The sequence below is a fragment of the Streptomyces graminofaciens genome (assembly GCF_030294945.1).
Classification (GTDB): domain Bacteria; phylum Actinomycetota; class Actinomycetes; order Streptomycetales; family Streptomycetaceae; genus Streptomyces; species Streptomyces graminofaciens.
This window is the reverse complement of sequence record NZ_AP018448.1, coordinates 9,175,395-9,192,563: the sequence shown is the minus strand read 5'-3', so window position 1 is coordinate 9,192,563 and position 17,169 is coordinate 9,175,395. Positions and strand designations below refer to the sequence as shown.

Annotated in this window: 9 protein-coding genes and 1 pseudogene; 7 read left to right on the top strand and 3 right to left on the bottom strand. The window is 69.4% G+C overall.

What is annotated here, in order from left to right; translation table 11 throughout:
* The first annotated feature begins 27 nt into the window (after positions 1–27).
* Positions 28–2,250, top strand: coding sequence for a S9 family peptidase (locus tag SGFS_RS40425; protein WP_434028237.1), 2,223 nt, complete (start codon positions 28–30; stop codon positions 2,248–2,250).
* A gap of 91 nt (positions 2,251–2,341) precedes the next feature.
* Here SGFS_RS40425 and SGFS_RS40420 read toward each other — a convergent pair whose 3' ends face one another.
* Both SGFS_RS40420 and SGFS_RS40415 read right to left on the bottom strand, forming a co-directional pair.
* The gene (locus SGFS_RS40420) at positions 2,342–2,836 is read right to left on the bottom strand and encodes an SPW repeat protein (RefSeq protein WP_286257237.1); all 495 of its coding nucleotides are present in this window, start codon (positions 2,834–2,836) and stop codon (positions 2,342–2,344) included.
* A 10-nt stretch (positions 2,837–2,846) separates the two neighbouring features.
* Entirely contained in the window at positions 2,847–3,116 is a 270-nt protein-coding gene (locus SGFS_RS40415) for a DUF5709 domain-containing protein (RefSeq protein WP_286257236.1), read from the bottom strand.
* A gap of 537 nt (positions 3,117–3,653) precedes the next feature.
* On the opposite strand from SGFS_RS40415, the gene SGFS_RS40410 reads away from it, so the two are divergent.
* Complete coding sequence (locus SGFS_RS40410; RefSeq protein ID WP_286257235.1) at positions 3,654–7,373, top strand: family 78 glycoside hydrolase catalytic domain; 3,720 nt, start codon at positions 3,654–3,656, stop codon at positions 7,371–7,373.
* 119 nt (positions 7,374–7,492) lie between these two features.
* Here SGFS_RS40410 and SGFS_RS40405 read toward each other — a convergent pair.
* Positions 7,493–8,283, bottom strand: a pseudogene (locus SGFS_RS40405) (DUF6177 family protein).
* A gap of 183 nt (positions 8,284–8,466) precedes the next feature.
* Here SGFS_RS40405 and SGFS_RS40400 point away from each other — a divergent pair.
* From SGFS_RS40400 to SGFS_RS40380, 5 genes are all read left to right on the top strand, one after another.
* Positions 8,467–9,360 (top strand): hypothetical protein, encoded by an 894-nt coding sequence (locus SGFS_RS40400; RefSeq protein WP_286257234.1) that lies wholly within the window; start codon positions 8,467–8,469, stop codon positions 9,358–9,360.
* Positions 9,361–9,437: 77 nt separating this feature from the next.
* The gene (locus SGFS_RS40395; RefSeq protein ID WP_286257233.1) at positions 9,438–10,556 is read left to right on the top strand and encodes a hypothetical protein; all 1,119 of its coding nucleotides are present in this window, start codon (positions 9,438–9,440) and stop codon (positions 10,554–10,556) included.
* The gene (locus SGFS_RS40390) at positions 10,553–12,070 is read left to right on the top strand and encodes a hypothetical protein (RefSeq protein WP_286257232.1); all 1,518 of its coding nucleotides are present in this window, start codon (positions 10,553–10,555) and stop codon (positions 12,068–12,070) included. Before SGFS_RS40395 ends, SGFS_RS40390 begins: the two co-directional genes overlap by 4 nt.
* Positions 12,067–13,431, top strand: a complete 1,365-nt coding sequence (locus SGFS_RS40385) for an AAA family ATPase (RefSeq protein ID WP_286257231.1) — start codon at positions 12,067–12,069, stop codon at positions 13,429–13,431. The genes SGFS_RS40390 and SGFS_RS40385 overlap by 4 nt, the downstream gene beginning before the upstream one ends.
* A gap of 259 nt (positions 13,432–13,690) precedes the next feature.
* Positions 13,691–17,095 carry a helicase-related protein gene (locus SGFS_RS40380; protein ID WP_286257230.1) on the top strand — a complete coding sequence of 1,135 codons (3,405 nt, stop codon included), beginning with the start codon at positions 13,691–13,693 and terminating at the stop codon, positions 17,093–17,095.
* The last annotated feature ends 74 nt before the right edge of the window (positions 17,096–17,169 follow it).

Sequence of the window (17,169 nt, the reverse complement as noted above, 5' to 3'; positions counted from 1 at the left end):
GGCCACGCCGGGACGGTCACCGCTCCCATGTCCGCCGCGATGGGTTCGATGCCCGCCTCCATGGCTCCGGTACCGGTCCCGCTGCCCGGGACGGCCGGGCCGCTGGACACACCGCAGCCGCTGAGGTCCCACGGGTGCTGGTATCCGTCGGTCGACCCGAGCGGCACCTACGTCGCGTTCATCTGCGACCGCGGCGGGGTGCCGCAGCTGTGGACCGGACCGGTCGGCGGAAGCGAGGTCCATCTGCTCGACTCCGACCCGCACCCGGTCAAGGAGGTGGCCTGGTCGCCGGACGGCAGCTGGATCGCCTACACCACGGCCCCGGGTGGCGGCGAACACACCCGGGTGCTGTGCGTACGCCCCGACGGAACCGGGCGACGGATCCTCGCCGGTGCCGAGCCCGGCAGTTCCGCGTACCTGGGCTGCTGGCAGCACGACGGCTCGGCCGTCGCCGTCACCGTCGCCGAGCCGGTTCTCCCGCCGGGTGGGGCGGAGACGGAAGAGGGGCCCGTGCCTGTGGAGCCGGGCCTCGCCGACCCGGACACGTACACCGTCTCCCGCCCGGCGGGCTGGGCCTCGCGCGACGGCCGCGCCGTGCTGCTGGGGGGCCCGCACTACGGCGACGCCGGGCCCGCCACGCAGTCGCTCGACCAGGCGCGTACCGGCACGGATGACGAGGCCGGCCGCGCCGCGCGGGTCCACCGGGCCCACGGCGAGGAGACCGGCAGGGTCGACCCGGAGGGGACAGCCGGCGGAGGGCTGGCCGCCTATCTCGTCGACCCCTTGGGCGTGGCGGCGCCCGCCCTGGTGGCGGTCGAACGTGGCGCTGCCACGCTGCGCGTGTGTGACCTCAGCCGGGACGGGCGGCTGGCACTCGTACGCCGGGGGCCACGCGCCCGCCGCGAAGCCCTCGTCGTGCGCACCGCCGATCTGCGGACCACCTTCGCGCTGCCGGTCGCCGACGGCGATCCGTGGATCGGCCGGTTCTCCCCGGACGCCACGACGCTGTGGCTGCGCAGCGACGCGGCACGCGAGTTCGCCGCGCTGTTCGCCGTCCACCTCGATCCCGCGGGAAGGCGGCTGGGGCTGACCGTCGCCGCGGAGCGCGCGGACTGCGGACTGGAACTGCTGGCCTTCGGCCACGACGGGCGTACCGCGGCCCTGGCCTGGAACGTGCGCGGAGCCACCGAGCTGGAGGTCACCGCCGTCACGGCCGCGTCCGCCGGGGACGCTCGGGGGGCGGCCGTCACGGCGGCGTCCGCCGGGGACGCTCGGGTGGGTCCGTCGCGGACGGTGCCGCTTCCGCACGAGGTGGTGACGCGTATCCCGCAGGTCGACGGCCGGGCGGGACTGGTGCTGGCACTGTCCGGCTCGCAGCGCCGCCCCGGTGTGTGGTGGCTCTTCGAAGGCACCGCGCGGCGGACCGCGTGGTCGTCCCGTGACGAGGACGCCGTCCCGCCCGGCCGCCCGCCCGTGCGTCCCGTACCACTACGGCTGACGGCGCGTGACGGGCTGCCGCTGGGCGGCTGGTACTACAGGGCGCCGGGCCGGGGCCCCGGGGAACCGGCGCCCTGCGTGATCCATCTGCACGGCGGGCCGGAGGAGCAGGAACGGCCGGTGTTCAACCCGCTCTACCACGAGCTGCTCGGCCGGGGTCTGGATGTCTTCGCGCCGGATGTGCGCGGCTCGTCGGGGCACGGCCGGTCGTTCGTCGACGCGGACCTCGGCACGGGACGGTTCGCCGCGATCGAGGACGTCGCCGACTGCGCGGCCCATGTCGTCATGGACGGGCTCGCCGATCCGATGCGGCTGGCCGTCATGGGCCGCTCGTACGGCGGCTACCTGGTGATGGCCTCCCTCGTATGGCACCCAAACCTCTTCCGCACCGGCGTCGCGGCCTGCGGCATGTCCGACTTCGCGACCTTCTACGCCGGCACGGAGCCCTGGATCGCGGAATCGGCCGCGCACAAGTACGGCCACCCGGAACACGACCGTGAGCTGCTGCACTCCCTGTCCCCGATGACCCGTGTCGACGCGCTGCGCGTGCCACTCCTCACGGTCCACGGTGAGCACGACACCAATGTGCCGCTCGGCGAGTCCGAGCAGTTCGTGCGCGCTGCCCGCGAGCGGGGTCTGGAGGCCGAGCTGCTGATGCTGCGCGACGAGGGCCATGACTTCCTGCGCGCGGACAGCCGGAGGATCTACCGCCGGACGGCCGCCGACTGGATCGAGCGCCACCTCGCCGGGTGACGCGGCGCCCCCACGCCCGCCGCATCTTCACGGTACGCACCGCTCTGCCCGTGCCCCCCGAAGGAGACGCTCGACTTCGAGCCGACGAGTGTCAGGGTGTCGTTCGGGTGGAGCGTGTTCGGCCGGAGCGGCCGGAGCGGCTGCCGCCGGTCCTGTCGGTCTCGTTCGCCGCGGCACTGGCGGCCAGCGCGAGCAGCAGCGCGACGACGCCGACGATGATGTTGTTGACGACGGTGCGCGTGGTGTCCACGTTCCCGGCCACCACCCAGGGCGCGACGATGGTCCAGAGTCCGAGCAGCCCGGCTGCCCAGGCCCTGGCGTGGGTGCGCTCGTAGGCGTGGCCGAAGCCGCTCAGCAGGAACGCGTAGGCGATTCCGGTGATCAGGTTGTTGATGGCCAGGGTGCCGAAATCGTTGAAGCCCGCGATCCAGGGTGAGGCGGCCAGGTACAGGCCGGTGACGAGGGCCAGCGCTTCGACGGCCTGGCCCTGCTGGGTCGAAGCCGCCCGCTCGGCCCGGGCGTAGCGCTCCCGCATCTCCATGATGTCCGGGTGCGACTCCAGGGTGCTCTGGGTCCGTTCGGTCATGCCCGCCTCCTTAGGTCAGGGGTCCACGACCCGCGCGTCCCCCGGTGAATGGACCCCGGGTACCCACCAGCGCGCCATAAACCCGCATGTATCGGACAATACTCCGCCGTCCCGCCCGCCGCCGCTGCCAGTCCTCCCGCCCGTCCGACGAGGACAGTCGCTCCTCGGGTACGACGTGCATCACGGCCTCCTCAGCGCCCGCCGCTCCGCCATCGATGCCCTCGTCCTCGCGGCGGCTTCTCGCTCGGGGCGCGACCGGCGAGACGGCCGGAGACCACACATAAAACGTTTCACATCGTGAGCAGACGCGACATCAGACACCCTTCCCCGAGATGCACCAAAGGGCATACGACAGCAGGAAGTTCGGATTTCCCGAACCGCCTTTCCATCTGCGACGAAGCTCTTCGTCACAGCCCATCAGCGCCCTGCCCTGACACCCGTTGAGAGGGAATGAGCGGTCGGCCCCTTCGCACTCCACCGGGCGAGCCACCGACTCCGCGGAGCCCGGCACACGACACACGACACACGGGCACACGGGCACACGGCCGTCAAGGCGGGTCTGCCGCGATCCGCGCCTCCACGGCCCCGCGCAAAACTTTCCCTCGCCAATTCATTTCAGCAATGTGACGGAGACGTTGACAGTCCCGCACATGCCCCACAGGATGTCAGCCACTCCACTCCGCTCCCTGGCCGGAAACCATCCCTGCCGATTGAAACGTATCAAGGATCGCCCGTGCCGCCTGTCGCTCCCCCCTTCCCCATAGCCAGAAGACACCGAAGAGCCAGCAGAGCCAGAACTCCCCGTGCTCTCCTGCTGGTGGTGCTCACCGCCTGGTTCGCCCTCGCCGGTGGCCTGACCGGACAGCTGCCCCTCGCGAGCGCCGCTCAGGACGCTCCCACAGCGCTGACCGCGAACAGCCTGACCATGCCCGTCGACGTGGCCCCCGACTCCACCCCGCTGCTCGGCTGGCAGGTCGGCGGCGAGCGGCAGACCGCCTACCGGATCCAGGTCGCCACGACCTCCTCGGCCCTGACCGGAACCCCTGACATTTGGGACTCGGGCCAGGTCACCTCCACCGCCAACAGCAACGTCTCCTACGACGGCCCGGCCCTGACGGCCTCGTCCCGCTACTACTGGCGTGTCCACACCTGGGACTCCTCGGGCACGGCCTCCCCCTGGTCGGCAGCCGCCTCCTTCGGCACCGGGCCGGGCACCACCTGGTCCGGGGCCACCCCGGTCTGGAGCGGCGCCCCGACCGCGTGGACCGACTACACGTTCCGGGGCAGCTTCGTCATCAACGCCAAGTACGCCAGTGTCACGTTCCGCGCCCAGAACACCAGCAACTACTACCTGTGGCAGTTCAAGGGCAACGGCGAGAACACCATCGCCCCCCAGGTCCAGAAGAACGGCACCTTCACCGCCCTCAAGACCGCCCAGGCCCTCCCCTTCGCCCTCACCACCGGCTCCACCTACGACTTCAAGATCGTCGCCTCCGGCTCGACTTTCACCACCTCCCTCAAGGCACACGCCGACACCACCTGGACCCAGGTCGACACCACCACCGACACCACGTTCAACTCGGGTGGCATCGGCTTCCGCACCGGTCTGACCGAGCAGGCCACCTTCGACGACATCACCGTGACGGACAGCGGTGACCAGTCCCTCTACAGCAACGACTTCAACGACTCCGACAACGCCGACTTCACCTGCGGCACGATCCTGAGCGACGCGCTGTTCGTCGACAAGGCGAAGAACTGCGGCACCGGGTTCCCGACCGCCTGGACGAACTACACGTTCCAGGGCAGCTTCGTCATCAACGCCAAGTACGCCGGCGTCACCTTCCGCGCCCAGAACACCAGCAACTACTACCTGTGGCAGTTCAAGGGCAACGGCGAGAACACCATCGCCCCCCAGGTCCAGAAGAACGGCACCTTCACCGCCCTCAAGACCGCCCAGGCCCTCCCCTTCGCCCTCACCACCGGCTCCACCTACGACTTCAAGATCGTCGCCTCCGGCTCGACCTTCACCACCTCCCTCAAGGCACACGCCGACACCACCTGGACCCAGGTCGACACCACCACCGACACCACCTTCTCCGCCGGCGGCATCGGCTTCCGCACCGGCAGCACCGAGCAGGCCACCTTCGACGACATCACCGTCACCGACCCCAACAACCGATCCCTGTACAGCAACGACTTCAGCGACACCTCGAACGCCGACTTCACCTGCGGCACCATCACCGGTGGCGCCCTGTCCGTCGGCACGAGCAAGAACTGCGGCACCGGACTGCTGACGGTTCCCAGCTGGACCTTCCTCCGCGGCGCCACCAAGCTGGCCTCCGGCAAGAGCGTCGCCTGGGCCCACCTGTACGCCACGGGCGCCTCCACCACCCCGGCACGGCAGTACGTCTACAAGCTGTGGGTCAACGGCAGCTTCGTCGGCGTCGGCCCGACCCGCCCGGTCGGCTCCGAGGCCCGCTACGACGGCTACGACGTCACGTCCCTGCTGAACGCGGGCGCCACCAACACCATCGGCGCGCTCGCCTACACCACCAGCAGCCAGCGCTTCCTCGCCAAACTGGTGGTCCGGTACACCGACGGCACCACCAAGACCTTCGGCACAGGTTCCAACTGGAAGGCCCTCGACGGCACCAGCGTCCTGCCGAACGTCGGCTCCATCGGCACCAGCTACTACACGGCGCCCAAGGAGAACTTCGACGCCCGCCGCTACCCGTTCGGCTTCGCCACGCCCGCCTTCGACGCCTCCGCCTGGCCCTCGGCGGTCACCAAGAGCGCCTTCACCGACCTCCAGCCGACGCCGACCGCGAAGGTCCGGCAGACGTTCAAGACGCCCGTCTCGGTCACCGAGTACTCCTCCGGCAACTACTTCATCGACTACGGCCGCACCTGGATCGGTGGTCTGTCCCTGAACCTGACCGGGACCGCCGGGCAGGTGGTCGACATCCGCTACGGCGAGGTCACCTCCGGCACCAACACGGTCAAGTACCAGACGTCGGGCGGCAACAGCTACCAGGACAAGTGGGTCCTGAAGTCCGGCAGCCAACAGCTGGAAACCTGGGGCCCGCGCGTCTTCCGGTACGTCCAGGTCATCGGCGCCCCCACCGGGCTGACCGAGGCCGACTTCAAGGCCGAGGCGTACCTCTACCCGTTCGACGAGTCGGCAGGCGTCTTCGACTCCTCCGACACCTCGCTCAACAAGGTCTGGGCGCTGTCCCGCAACACCATCGAGGCGACCAACCTGAACCTGTACGTCGACTCCTGGGAGCGCGAGCGCGACATCTACGAGGCCGACACCTACCTCCAGCTCATGGGCCACCTCTACACCGGCGGCGACGCGACACTGGGCGACTACTCGCTGAACTTCCTGAAGTCCAACCGCACCTGGCCCACCGAGTGGCCCATGTACGTCATCCTGGCCATGCACGACAGCTACGAGACGACCGGCAACACCGCCCCGCTGTCCGCCGCGTACACCGCGCTGCAGGGCAAGCTGCCGGACGAGTGGTACGAGTCCTCGACCGGTCTGATCCACAAGACGACCGGTAGCTCGGGTGCCAGCAGCTGCAACGACTGCGACATCGTCGACTGGCCCACCTCCGAGCGCGACGGCTACGTCTTCACCTCCTACAACACCGTCATCAACGCCATCGCCTACCGCTCCTACGAGGACATGGCCGACATCGCCACCGCGCTGGGCAAGAGCTCGGACGCCGCCACCTACACGGCCAAGGCCGACGCCATCAAGGACGCGGTCAACGCGCGGATGTGGGACTCCACCAAGGGTGCCTACCGCGACGGGTTGAAGAACGACGGCACGGTGATCGACCACTACGCCGTCCAGGCCAGCGCCTTCGCCACCGCGCTGGGCATAGCCGACTCCTCGAAGGCCGCGCAGGTGGCCACCTACCTGGGCAGCCGCGGCATGGCGTGCAGCGTGTATTGCGCCCCGTTCGTCATCCAGTCCCTGTACGAGGGCAACCGGCCCGACCTCGCCCACACCATGCTGACGTCGACCGGAACCCGCAGCTGGATGAACATGATCAACGACGGCGCCGGTGCCACCATGGAGGCCTGGGACCTGTCGCTGAAGTCCAACACCACCTACTCCCACCCGTGGGCGGCCTCTCCCTCCTTCACCATCCCCCAGAGCATGTTCGGTATCCGGCCCAACACCCCCGGCTACCGAACATTCCAGGTCAAGCCGCAGCCGACCTCGGTCACGTGGGCCAATGTCACGGTTCCCACCGCACAGGGCACCATCGGCGCCGCGTACGACACCACCAGCGGCGGACGCGTCGACATCGGCGTGAACGTCCCGGCCAACACGACCGCCTCGGTGTACCTGCCCGGCGGCTCGGCGGGCACGACCAGCGTCTTCATGGACGGCGACAGCGTCTCCGCCACCTACGACAACGGCTTCATGCGCGTCGACGACGTCAAGCCGGGCTGCCACGTCGTCACCACGACCTCCGACAGCACTCCGTACAGCAACACCAAACTGACCGGCATCTGCTGAGCACCGGTCTTCCCGGCCTGGGGCGCCTCGGATTTTCCGGGGCGCCCCGGTGGCATACCAGGGTCCTGATGTCCGGTCGGTGGGGGAGAGAAGCGTGGCCGCCTCCTGCTCGGGCCGACTCACCCCACTCCAGGAGCCGCTTTGAGGTGGGTGGTGAGGTGTCCGAACACGGCCCATGCGTCGGCATCGGTTCCGTCACCCAGGGGGTAGCGCAAGCCAGGGTGCGTGTGTGTGCCGACTTGTCGCGGGCGCAGGGCGACGGGTGGTCGTCGGGCGTGGGTGAGGCCGATGGCGTTGACTTCTCGGGCGCAAAGGGTGAACGACACCGGAATGGGCGGGGCCTCCAGACGTGGAGTCAGGGTCAGGCCTGCGCGAGCCGGCCGGAGCGTGGTGAGCATCGTTACCAGGCCATGCTCGTCGACCAGCGCGGAGGCGAGGGATTCGACGGAGTCCAAGGGAACATCCGCAGCGGACGTGTATCCGAGCGTGAGCGTGATGTCCTGGGCGACTCCGGCCTTCGTACGCGCTACGCGGAGTGTGGCGATGGACGGATGGTCAGGAGCCCCGATCGCGACCAGGTGAGTCGGAGCCGGTGACCGTCGCGGGCCAGGTCCGTCATCTGGCGCGGCGACCAGGGCAGGTTGACCAGCTCCGACGTGCTCCACCCCACCGGCGCCGCGCCCATCAGATGGCGCCAGGCGGTCTCCAGACCGCGCCCGAGGACCAGGTCTGCGATGGGGGCGTGAACCGTGCGGAACGCGACAGTCAGCTGGCGCTCCGGAATGGGCTCGGTCCGCTGGGTGAACGCGTCGACGACCGTTGTGCCGGTCGGAATAAACGCGCCTTGCTGCCAGGCGAGGGGGACCCCGGACAGGCCGTCGTAGAAGCCGCCAACCGGGGCCTGGATCACCCACCGGTTGGGGGTGCCCCTGAGCGCTGTGCGCAGAGATTACCTCCCCCTTCGAGACAGACGTCGCCCAGACGCCACCCCTCGGCGTGGCCGGGGGCGTCGATGTCTTCGACCGCAGCATGTAATATTGGAACTCCTTGGAAGTTCTTGGCATAGATTGGCTTGTGCGCTAGGGTGCCCCTCATGGCCGCATCACTGGAGGAGCTCGAGCAGCGCCTGTCCCATCTGCGCACCGAGTTGCGCGGCGCCGTACGCGCCCGGGACAAGGCCGAAACCACGCGCATCCGTCGCGCTTTGCGTGAGGCGGAAACCGCGTGGGAGCAGGCTCTCGATGCAGAGGCCGGGCCGGATGCCGAAGCCGGGCCGGATGCCGAGGCACTCGCGCCGGAGGCCGAGACGTGGAAGCCACCCACGACGACAGGCGAACCACGCCGCCAGGAGCGCCCCGCGCACGGCTCCATCCCGGTCCGCGAACAGGTGCACCAAGCGCTCACTCTGCTGGGTGCTCCCGCGTCCCCGAAACTCATCTCGTCCGCGTACGAGGCGTTCTTCACCGAACCGCTCGTCGCCGCCAAGCTCGCGTCGCTGCGCCGGGACGAGGAACGTTCCTTCACTGCACAGGGCTATGCCCGCCCGTACTACATCTGCGCGGCCCTGACCCACGACCGCCTCGTCCCCGCCCGCGGGCTTCTCGCTCTGTCCACCTGGCCCGTGGAGCGACGGATCATCACCCCACTCAGCCCCCGGACCGACTTCCTCACCCACGCGGTCGGCACCGCCGAGCAGATCCAGCGACTGGCCACCGCAGGGCATCCGGCCCCGGACGCGGCCTGGCGGCTGCTGCGCCGGTTCGCCCTCACGATCCCGGGCGCCTGTGATTCCGCGGCCCCGGAACCCGACCCCGCCCGTGTGATCGCCGCCGCCCACGCCGAAGCGGCCGTCCACCAGCAGGAGGACGACCAACAGCGGCAGACGGCGGCGGAGCGTGCCCGTTCTCAACTCACCGACGCACAAAAGCTGTTCGGTGCAGCACCGCTGCGTGATGCCCTGCGTGACGCGAGCGGCAGCATGCACTGACCTCTCCCGGCGGGTGAGACGCCCATGGTCGTCTCACCCGCCGGCACACTTCCAAAAACGTCCCCGAAGCAGAGACGATGCCCTCTCAGCAGTCCGAACCCCCCGACGACAGACTCGCGCGGCTACGCGGACCACGCCCTCCCCAGCCGTACACCGCCCGCAAGATCACCGCCCTGACCGCCAACCCCGCCTGTGCCCGCCGCGCCGTCCTCGACGCGGCCGGCGTGGACAAGGCGCTGCTCGCCCAGCAGGTCGGATACGAGCCGCGCTTCGGCCAGTCACCCTTCGCCCTCGCCCGCGAACAGGCGTTCCACAGCCTCGTGAAGTGGGGCGGCTACGCCGAGCTCATCCGGCTGCTGCGCGAGCAGCTCACCGTCCCCGTGGCAGAGGCCCATGTCACCGACCTCAACGAGGTGGCGGGCAACACGGCCCTGCACGTGCGCGAGCGGGAGACCCGCCGCCTCATCGCGCACGTGGCCTCCGGCCAGGACGTACGGCTGATCCTCGACCGCCCCGTGCTCACCCTCGAAGTCGCCGGTCAGACGGCGTACTTGGAACCGGACGCGCTCACCCACCGCATCGACGGGAAGTTCCACGTCGTCCTGATCCGCTCGTTCGCGGCGATCGACGGCCAGGCCAACCCGACCGCCGTCGCCGAGGCGGCCAAGCAGGCCGCGGTCTACGTCCTCGCCCTGCGCCGCGCCTTCGAGACCGCCGGACTGCCCACCGAGCAGATCTCCCACAAGTTCCTGCTCGTCTGCCCCAAGGACTTCTCCAACCGCCCCTACGGCCGCCTGATCGACCTCCGGCAGGAACTCGACGCCCTCCAGTTCCAGCTCACGCGGCTGCGGCGCGCCGAGGACCTCGCAGCCCGACTCCCCGAGACTGCGACCCTGGACACGACCCGAAGCACGGACGAACTCTCCTCCTCCATAGAGGCGTTGGACGCGTCGTACACGCCCTCCTGCCTGTCCTTCTGCGAAATGGCGCGCTACTGCCGCGACGAGGCCGACGGATGCGCCTCGCCGGCCCGCCTGGGCAGTGGCATACGCAACAACCTGCCGGGCATCGACTCCACCCGCACCGCGCTCGACTACCTGGACGGCGTCTCCGCCCCGGGTCAGGCCGAGGCGGAAGCCGCCGACCTGCTGCGCGCCGCCGCCCGGCTGCGCCGACTCCGCCGGGGGGCCGCATGAGCGTCCTGTCCACCGTCGCCGCGCTCACGGCGTCCCGCACCGGCCGTGCCGAGCCGCTGACGACCGTCCGCCACCAGCACCTGGACGAGAAGCCGTTCGTCCTGGTGCCGCTCACCCTCGCCGGCGAGGCGTGCGCGCCCCTGGCCGCGCTCGCGGGTACCGACCCCGAGCACCCGACCCTCCTCACCGTCCGCCAGCCGCGCAACCGCGCCGAACGCTTCCGGTTCGCCGAGCGCCTCGCCGCAGTCCTCCTCGCGTACATCGACGAGTGCCGGACGGATACGGAGCCCTACACCGTCGGCCGTGGCAAGGAGAAGGAGGAACGCCTGCGCTTCCTGCGGGCTCCGCAGCTCCTCGTGCCGAACGGCGAGGGCATCGCGTACGTGCGCCTCCTCGGCCGTCTGACCAGACTGCGCGCCACCGAGGGGCCGTACGCGGTCGACCCGTCCGTGCCCACCCTCGGCAAGTGGCTGACCTGGTACGCGGAGCTGGCCGAGTTCCCGAACTCCGGTGTGCTCCTCGCGATGACTCGGCTGCTCGCCGCGCACTGGGTCACGGGCCAGAGCCCTTCCGAGGACTCCCACCTCGCGTCCCAGCTCGCCTGGATCGATCCACCGGAGGGCAGCGACGGCGCGCGTGCGGCGCGGGAGGCGGAGGACCCCGCCGTGTGGCCGCCGGCAGGTCCGTCCACGGACGCGGTCTTCGACCGGACCCTCCACGAGCTGATGACGCGCTACGACGAGGCGTCCGACGAGCGCGGACGCGAGGCGGTCGGCCGCCAGATCGACCGTGAGCTGAGCGGCCAGATGCTGCCCACCTGGCGGCTGATGTGGCGCGGCGTGGAGCTGCTCCGCGATCTGCCGGAGGGTGCCCACGTCCCCGACCGCTGGGCCCTCGACCGCCGCTGGTTCTCCGAGTACGCCGAGTACCTGGACGCCGACGGCCGCCCGCAGGCCCGCCGCGACCAGGCAGTCAGAGCCGCCCGTCGTCTGGCCCGGCTGGAGGACGCGGTCGCCCGCTACGAGGCGGAGCGCGCCTACGACGATCCGCTGGTGATGGCGGAGTACGAGCTGACCGGCGAGGCGTTCACGGGCACAGTGACGGCCAGGAACGAGGACCGCTTCGTCCCCGGCGACCGCCCCGGCTCCCAGGTCTGGCGTCCGGCGATCACCCTCCGCACCAGCACCGACACCCGCGTCGGTCTCGCGGTCGGCACGGAGGTGAAGTCCCCCGCCCGGCCCGGCCAAGGAGCCCGGATCCTCGAAGTACGACAGGAGGACGGCGGCGGCCACACCGTGGTGCTCCAGCTCAAGGGCGGCTTCGCGAACAAGCGCAAGCCGCCGGCACCGGCCGGCACCCTCGCGGAGGCCGGCGAGGAGCTGACGTACACCACGCTCAACCCCACGGCCATGCCGTCCGCCCTGCCAGACGAGGACAACACCCCCTGGACCCACGGCGGTCCGCCCCGGCCGTACGAACCCACCGACGAGGATGCAGAGGAGACCTGGGAGTGACCGCCCTCCTTCCCGACACCGGGGAGCCCGAAGCCCTCACCCCCGGCGAACGCGCGGACCGGGCGGTCGCGGGGATCCTGACCAGCCTCGACACCGCGCCCGGCCGGGGCGTCGTCGTGGACTCACCTCCCGGAGCCGGGAAGTCCACGCTGGTGGTGAAGGCCACCGGGCACCTGACGTCCGCGGGCCACCAGCTCATGGTCGTCGCGCAGACCAACGAGCAGGTCGACGACCTGGTGGACCGCATCGCGCAGAAGTATCCCGGCCTGGCGCTCGGCCGCCTCCACGCCGGCGGCCACGTCCTCCCGCCCCGCGTCACCCGGCATCCCAACGTCACCGGGAGCAACCAGGTGATGGACCTGCGCGACCTGCCCGTCGTGGTGTCCACCGCGAAGAAGTGGTCGTTCGTCACCCCGGACAAGTGCGCGCCGTGGCGGTGGGCCATCGTCGACGAGGCGTACCAGATGCGCTCGGACGGGCTCCTTGCGACGGCCCCGCTGTTCGCCCAGGACCACTCGCAGATCCTCTTCGTCGGCGACCCCGGCCAGCTCGACCCCTTCGCCACCGTGGAGAGCGACCGCTGGCACGGCCTGACCTGGGACCCCCTGCGCAACGCGGTCGACGTCACCCTCGCCCACAACCCCGACCTCCTACGCCACCAACTCCCCGTCTCCTGGCGCCTCCCGGAGACGGCGGCACCCCTGGTAGAGCAGGCCTTCTACCCCTTCTACCGGTTCGTCCCCGGCACGACGGCACCGGAGCGCGTGCTGTCCTACGTCAGCCTGCCCCACGGCTCCGGCCCACTGGACGACGTCCTCGCCCGAGCCGCCGACTCCGGCTGGGGCCACCTGGAACTCCCCGCCCGCCACACCCTCGACCAGGACCCGGAGGTGGCGGACGCCCTCGCGGTAACGGCGGCCCGGCTGCTGGAACGCGGTGCACTGGTCAATGGGGAGCGGCTGACTGAGGCGCGCATAGCGATCGGCACGGCACGCACCGTGCAGGCGGACGCGGTCCGCTCCCGCCTCGCCGCCCTCGGCCTGACCGACATCACCGTGGACACCGCCAACCGCCTCCAGGGCCGCGAGTTCGACGTCACCTTGGTCTGGCACCCGCTCTCCGGCCGCCAGGACGCCTCCGCCTTCCACCTGGAGACGGGCCGCCTGTGCGTCCTGCTGTCCCGACACCGCTTCGCCTGCATCGTGGTGGCCCGCGCCGGCATCCGGGATCTGCTGGACCGGCATCCGCGGAGCAGTCCTGTGTACCTGGACGTACCGCCGAAGTTTCCGGATGGGTGGCGGGCGCATCAGGTGGTGATGGGGTGGCTGGAGCGGGGGGAGCACCGGGTGCGGGCGGCTTGAGAACCCCTGAAATCCAATCATTACCAAGCTGTGAAATATCCAAGGAGAAAGTGGTTGAATGCTGCATGTGCTGCGCTTTGGCAGCTTTCGTCAGTGACGTCGGACACTCGTAACTACGCTCTCGATGAAGCAGCAACGTCCAAGGCGGTCGGCGCCGATTTTCTCAGCGCCTGGTTCTGGGGGGAAAGGTCCTATGCACACCGATGAGGTCGAGCCTGGGGTTCGCCTGACCGGATTGGCCTCGGGGTCGGTTACCGTCGTGGCCGCCACGCCGGTCGGTGACGCTCTTCAAATTACGGTCCGCGACGACTCCGGGCACCTGTTCGACCAGGTGCTCTTCCCCGAAGACCTCCCCGGGCTGCGGCGTGAAGCATCGAGCTCACGGTGGTCGTTCGACGCCGACCCTGAACAGTTCCGTCTTGCGGCTGAAGCGCTGCGCATGCGGCACGCGGGCCTGTCGGACCCGATGCTGGCCGTGGAAACCAGCGACATCGACCCGCTGCCCCACCAGATCCGCGCCGTCTACGGCACCCTGCTGGCCCAAGCCGGCTCCCTGCGCTTCCTGCTGGCAGATGATCCTGGCGCAGGAAAGACGATCATGGCGGGTCTGTATCTCAAGGAGCTGCTGCTGCGTGGAGATGTGCAGCGTTGCCTGATCGTCGCCCCCGGTGGGCTGGTCGAGCAGTGGCAGACCGAACTCGCGGAGAAGTTCGGGATCGAGATGGCGATCTTGACACGCGATCTCGCCGAGGCCGACCGCGATGGCGACCCGTTCCGGCGCAACCCCATGCTGATCGCGCGCATGGACCAGCTCGCCCGCAACGAAGAGTGGCAGACGATCCTCGCAGAGTCGGAATGGGACCTCATCGTCGTGGACGAGGCCCACCGCATGAGTGCCTCATGGTTCGGCAACGAACTCAAGCGCACCCGCCGCTACGAGCTCGGCCAGCTGCTCGGCAGGATCACCCGACACTTCCTGCTGATGACCGCGACCCCTCACTCGGGGTCGGAAGCCAACTTCCAGACTTTCCTCGCGCTGCTGGACCCCGACAGGTTCGCTGGGCAGTACCGCCAGGGCGTGCACTCCACCGACACCACCGGACTGATGCGCCGGATGATCAAGGAGGACCTGCTCACCTTCGAGGGCAAGCCGCTCTTCCCTGAGCGGGTGGCCGAGACCGTCGAGTACACGCTTTCCCCACTGGAGATGCGTCTGTACGAAGAGGTCACCGAGTACGTACGCACGGAGATGAACCGGGCCGAGCGAACCGACGGCAGACGACGCACCGTGGGTTTCGCTCTCACAGTCATGCAGCGACGCCTGGCGTCGAGCCCAGAGGCGATCTACCGGTCGATACGGCGCCGCGCCGCCCGCCTGCGCGCCCACCGTGAGCAGATCCTGGCGGGCACGTTCGTTCCCCCACCCGAGACGCTGTCGTTCGACCCGGACGACTTCGACTCCGACGAGCTGGGTGCCGCCGAGCTGGAGCAGCTGGAGAGCGAGGTCCTGGACGCCGCCACCGCCGCACGCACGGCTGCCGAGTTGGACACCGAGCTCGCGGTCCTGGCACGTCTTGAAGAGATCGCCCAACAGGTCCGTACCTCGGGTGAGGATCGAAAGTGGCAGGAGTTGCGTTCCCTTGTTCTCAAGGCCCGCGAAGAGGGTCTGAGGAGTGATCGCCACGCCCCACACAAGATCATCATCTTCACCGAGCACCGCGACACCCTCGACTACCTCGCAGGCCGGATCACCACCCTGTTGGGCGGCGACGCGGATGCCGTGTGCACCATCCACGGCGGCACCGCGCGACAGGCTCGTCGGGAGACCCGAACCAAGTTCACCAACGACCCTCGCTGCCACATCCTGATCGCCACCGACGCCGCCGGCGAAGGACTGAACCTTCAGGCCGCGCACCTGATGGTCAACTATGACCTCCCCTGGAACCCCAACCGAATCGAGCAGCGCTTCGGACGTATCCACCGCATCGGCCAGCGCGAGGTCTGCCGCCTGTGGAACCTCGCGGCCTCCGAAACCAGGGAAGGCCAGGTTTTCCAGCGCCTGCTGACGAAGATCGAGCAGCAGCGTCGCGCCTACGGCGGCAAGGTCTTCGACGTCCTGGGAGAGAATGCCTTCGCGGACGAGCCGCTACGTGACCTGCTTATGCGAGCCATCCGCTACGGCGAGCAGCCCGAGGTCCGCGCCCACCTGGACCAGGTCATCGACAAGTCCGTAGCCGACGGCCTCCAGGAGCTGATCAAGGAACGCGCCCTGGCCACCTCGGAGATCGGGCTGGAGGAGCTGGCCGAGCTGCGCCGGCAGATGGATGAGGCCCGTGCCCGGCGCATGCAGCCCCATTTCGTGCAGGCTTTCGTCATGGAGTCCCTGCGTGCCCTGGGTGGGCGGGCCTCCAAGCGGGAGAAAGACCGATTCGAGCTGACTCAGGTGCCCGCCGCTTTGCGCGAAGGTCGGCGTACCGTCAGCCCACGCTATGCACGCATCACCTTCGAGCCCTCGGCCGTGATCATGCCCGGCCGCCCGGACGCCGAGCTCATAGCGCCCGGTCATCCGCTGATGGACGCGATCATCAACGAGATCCTGAACAGGTACGGCGACATGCTGACCCGTGGAGCGACTTTCCTGGACCGGACCGTCACCACTCCCCAGCTCGTGTTCGCCTTGCTGGAAGAGCTCTCGGACGGGCACGGCGCGGCAATCAGCAAGAGGTTCGAGTACGTCTCCGTGCTGCCCGACGGAACCGCACAGCAGGCAGGCCCCGCTCCGTACCTCGACCTGTCCCTGCCCACAGACCTGAACCTGGAGCAGCACACCGCGCTGACCCTCGCGATCAACTCGGAGCTGTCCTCGGCCTGGCTTGCCGACGGCGTTGAGAAAATCGCCCAGAGCTGGGCGATCCAGTACGGCCTGCCCGAGCACCGCGCCGACGTCGTCGCTCGCGTCGTCCCGGCTGTCGAGCGGACGCGCAAGCTTATGCGTCAGCGGCTGCTGGCTCAGATGAACTACTGGGACGGCGAGTCGATCAAGCTCGCCGAGGCGCAGGCGGCAGGCAAGAAGATCCGTATCTCGCCGGCCACCGCACGCGATCGCGCCCGGTCGCTGGAGGCCAGGCTCGAACGCCGTCAAGGCGAACTCGACCTCGAAATCCAGGTCAATGTGCACCCGCCACAGATCATCAGTGCAGCGCTCGTCCTGCCCGCCGGGGTCGTCCCGGGCACCGCCGGCGATCAGCCGACACCTGACAGCTTCGCTCTGGACACCACCATCACCGAGCGTCGTGCCGTAGATGCCGTACTGGCTGCCGAGCGTCGGCTCGGCCGGGTACCTGAGGAGATGGCGCACTCCAACAAGGGCTTCGACATCCGTTCCTGCAAGCCCGACGGCCACCTGATCTTCATCGAGGTCAAGGGGCGTGTGCTGGGCGCTGACAACTTCACTGTCACCACCAGCGAGGTCGGCTACGCCAAGAACGCCGAGCCCGACTATCGGCTCGCGCTTGTCGCCGTCGACCCCGACACCCCTGACGGGTCGAACGATCAGGTCCGCTATGTGCTCAACCCCTTCGCCGACTTAGTCCTGGACAAGTACGTCGACGACCTGCGCCGCAAGTGGAAGGCCGAGTGGGGCCGCGGTGTAGAGCCCCTCTGACGCACAAGATCCACACGCCTTCATCCGCTCGAACGCCACCCGAGGCACGGTTCGAGCGCCGCGGAAACTAGATT